The following is a 2,662-nucleotide window of genomic DNA, read 5'->3' as shown; positions in this document are numbered from 1 at the left end:
TATTTAATCCTTTATTTAATCCCCTTTTAAGTTTAATTGGTTATACTTTCATTTCCTTTTTTGAAAAAAGGACTTAAAATCTTTTAAATTATAAAGTTTCACTAACTGAGTAGATTTTATAAATTAACTTTATTTTAGATTTTTTAAGTTTTTAAATTATTTGAGTTTTTAACTTTCTTAATTTTTTAATTTAAAACTAAAAGCTTTTTTATAAATCTTGTTTTTAATTTAAAAACTTTTCTTTTAAAAATGATTTTTTGTTTTGTTCTTTTAACTTAGTATTGTTATTCAAATCTTATTAGTCAATCTTTGAAATCTAAATAAGTGATCGATTGAGCCAGAAAGATTTAGGCATAAGCAATTATGTAAAATCTATTCAATCTAATATTAAAAAGATTAAAAGCTTTTCTTTTAATCTTTTATAACTTTTTCTTTGAAGAAAAAGATTAAACTATCTATAAAAGTAATAAGGTTTATCTCTTTAATGTAATCTAAGTAGTTTATCTATATTAGGTTGGCGGGGTAGGCCTTTAGCTTGCTTCTTAGTCAAGGCTTTGCCTTGATGCTAAAGAAGGTTTATTATGGAGAGTTTGATCCTGGCTCAGAGTGAACGCTGGCGGCGTGCCTAATACATGCAAGTCGAACGATGAAGCTTCTAGCTTGCTAGAAGTGGATTAGTGGCGCACGGGTGAGTAAGGTATAGTTAATCTGCCCTACACAAGAGGACAACAGTTGGAAACGACTGCTAATACTCTATACTCCTGCTTAACACAAGTTGAGTAGGGAAAGTTTTTCGGTGTAGGATGAGACTATATAGTATCAGCTAGTTGGTAAGGTAATGGCTTACCAAGGCTATGACGCTTAACTGGTCTGAGAGGATGATCAGTCACACTGGAACTGAGACACGGTCCAGACTCCTACGGGAGGCAGCAGTAGGGAATATTGCGCAATGGGGGAAACCCTGACGCAGCAACGCCGCGTGGAGGATGACACTTTTCGGAGCGTAAACTCCTTTTCTTAGGGAAGAATTCTGACGGTACCTAAGGAATAAGCACCGGCTAACTCCGTGCCAGCAGCCGCGGTAATACGGAGGGTGCAAGCGTTACTCGGAATCACTGGGCGTAAAGGGCGCGTAGGCGGATTATCAAGTCTCTTGTGAAATCTAATGGCTTAACCATTAAACTGCTTGGGAAACTGATAGTCTAGAGTGAGGGAGAGGCAGATGGAATTGGTGGTGTAGGGGTAAAATCCGTAGATATCACCAAGAATACCCATTGCGAAGGCGATCTGCTGGAACTCAACTGACGCTAAGGCGCGAAAGCGTGGGGAGCAAACAGGATTAGATACCCTGGTAGTCCACGCCCTAAACGATGTACACTAGTTGTTGGGATGCTAGTCATCTCAGTAATGCAGCTAACGCATTAAGTGTACCGCCTGGGGAGTACGGTCGCAAGATTAAAACTCAAAGGAATAGACGGGGACCCGCACAAGCGGTGGAGCATGTGGTTTAATTCGAAGATACGCGAAGAACCTTACCTGGGCTTGATATCCTAAGAACCTTATAGAGATATGAGGGTGCTAGCTTGCTAGAACTTAGAGACAGGTGCTGCACGGCTGTCGTCAGCTCGTGTCGTGAGATGTTGGGTTAAGTCCCGCAACGAGCGCAACCCACGTATTTAGTTGCTAACGGTTCGGCCGAGCACTCTAAATAGACTGCCTTCGTAAGGAGGAGGAAGGTGTGGACGACGTCAAGTCATCATGGCCCTTATGCCCAGGGCGACACACGTGCTACAATGGCATATACAATGAGACGCAATACCGCGAGGTGGAGCAAATCTATAAAATATGTCCCAGTTCGGATTGTTCTCTGCAACTCGAGAGCATGAAGCCGGAATCGCTAGTAATCGTAGATCAGCCATGCTACGGTGAATACGTTCCCGGGTCTTGTACTCACCGCCCGTCACACCATGGGAGTTGATTTCACTCGAAGCCGGAATACTAAACTAGTTACCGTCCACAGTGGAATCAGCGACTGGGGTGAAGTCGTAACAAGGTAACCGTAGGAGAACCTGCGGTTGGATCACCTCCTTTCTAGAGTACAAAGTAATAAGTCTCACAACTATTACTTCAATATATAAACTCAATTGATTCTTGTTTAGATTTCAAAGATTGATGATAAAGCTAATTGTTTATGGGGAATTAGCTCAGCTGGGAGAGCGCCTGCTTTGCACGCAGGAGGTCAGCGGTTCGATCCCGCTATTCTCCACCATTTATTAAGGGCCTATAGCTCAGCTGGTTAGAGTGCACCCCTGATAAGGGTGAGGTCACAAGTTCAAGTCTTGTTAGGCCCACCATAAAAAAGATTTGAATAAAAAAGCTTTAAAATCTAAAGCAAGTATATAAAGTAGATTAAATATAAAATATAAACTCTAAATACTTAGATTTGTTTTTATCTTTAGCTATAAAAGAATATACTTTAATAGATATAAATAGCATATACATTATGTATTTATATTTATAATGATTATATTAATATATACTTCCTTTAGGTTTTAAACCTAAATGTTCTTTTTAATTATCATTGTTAAGAGTCACAAGCAAGTTTTAATAAAAACAATTTTACAGGACTTGTTAAAGGATAAAACCTATTTATCTTTTCTTT

At 39.3% G+C, this 2,662-nt stretch carries 2 tRNA genes and 1 rRNA gene; all 3 read left to right on the top strand.

Annotated features, from left to right (window positions below):
• Nucleotides 1-578 precede the first annotated feature (578 nt).
• The 3 genes from AJN64_RS08665 to AJN64_RS08655 all read left to right on the top strand — a co-directional run bounded on the left by AJN64_RS08665 (nt 579) and on the right by AJN64_RS08655 (nt 2,354).
• Nucleotides 579-2,091 (top strand): 16S ribosomal RNA (locus AJN64_RS08665).
• Between the two features lie 102 nt (nt 2,092-2,193).
• A tRNA-Ala gene (locus tag AJN64_RS08660) sits at nt 2,194-2,269 on the top strand.
• 8 nt (nt 2,270-2,277) lie between these two features.
• Nucleotides 2,278-2,354 (top strand) — tRNA-Ile (locus tag AJN64_RS08655).
• Nucleotides 2,355-2,662 lie beyond the last annotated feature (308 nt).

Origin of the sequence: Campylobacter sp. BCW_4332, from assembly GCF_001763175.1 — a bacterium.
Taxonomy (GTDB): domain Bacteria; phylum Campylobacterota; class Campylobacteria; order Campylobacterales; family Campylobacteraceae; genus Campylobacter_D; species Campylobacter_D jejuni.
The sequence above is the reverse complement of the archived record's forward strand: the minus strand, read 5'-3'. Positions and strand labels throughout refer to the sequence as shown.